This is a genomic window from Streptomyces albidochromogenes, assembly GCF_005981925.1.
Lineage (GTDB): Bacteria > Actinomycetota > Actinomycetes > Streptomycetales > Streptomycetaceae > Streptomyces > Streptomyces albidochromogenes.
Window position 1 is genome coordinate 1 of sequence record NZ_VBVX01000674.1, and the last position, 912, is coordinate 912.

Annotated in this window: 1 protein-coding gene; it reads left to right on the forward strand. The window is 71.2% G+C overall.

Annotated elements, in window-relative coordinates; genetic code table 11:
• Window positions 1–246: 246 nt before the first annotated feature.
• Window positions 247–912, forward strand: a 666-nt coding sequence (locus E2E34_RS34700) for a GNAT family N-acetyltransferase (RefSeq protein ID WP_138905767.1), incomplete at its 3' end; no start/stop codon positions are given.

The following is a 912-nucleotide window of genomic DNA, read 5'->3' on the forward strand; positions in this document are numbered from 1 at the left end:
ATTACAACCCCTCAGTGCCGTCCAGGGCTGGGGCGGGTCCTCAGCCCTGGACGGCACTGAGGGGTTGTAATAGGCTTATTGGCCTGATGGGTATTACTGGCGCTGGGGTGCTTCCGGGCCGGCTGATGCCACTGTTTCAACGACTGTCGACAGTCGGCTGTCGGCTGCTGGCTGTCGGCTCGGCTATCGGCTGTCGGCTCGGGCTCGGCTATCGGCTGCTGGCCGTCGACTCCCAAGGAGCTCCGCATGCTCAGCTCGTCCTTCGGTTCCACCGCCGCTGCGATCCGTGCGTGGGTGGAGGGATGGGTCGTGTCCCGGGGCGCCTCGGACCCGGTTCCGCAACCCTGGGGCCTCACGGTCGACGTGGGGCTGCCGCACCACGCCACCCGGCACGTCCTGACCGACGCGGACGAGGCGACGGTCCGCAAGCTGGCTGAGGCGTACGCAGCGCCGGCCGTCGCGCTCAAGATCTTCCTGCCGCCCGAAACCGTCACCCCATGGCTCGGCCCGGAGTGGGTGTCGGACGGCCCTGGCTGGCTGATGACGACGCCGTTGCGCCCGTCGCGTGGCGCGCCGGCTCCTGGGAACGCGCCGGAGGGGTACACGCTCAAGTCCTGGCAGCGCGGCGGCGTCACACGCCTGCTCGTCACCGCCCCCGACGGCGGCTTCGCCGCACGCGGCCAGGTCGCGCCGACCGGCAGGACGGCGGTGGTGGACCAGGTGGAGACGGCCCCGGCGCACCGCCGCAGGGGCTTGGGCGCCCTGGTGATGCGCACGCTCCACAACGCGGCGTACGAACAGGGCGCGTCGGTCGGGATCCTGGGCGCGACGACGGAGGGACGGGGACTGTACGAGTCGCTGAACTGGGAGGTCCTAGCCCCGCTGGTCGGCGTTACGTACTCGGACGGGGGG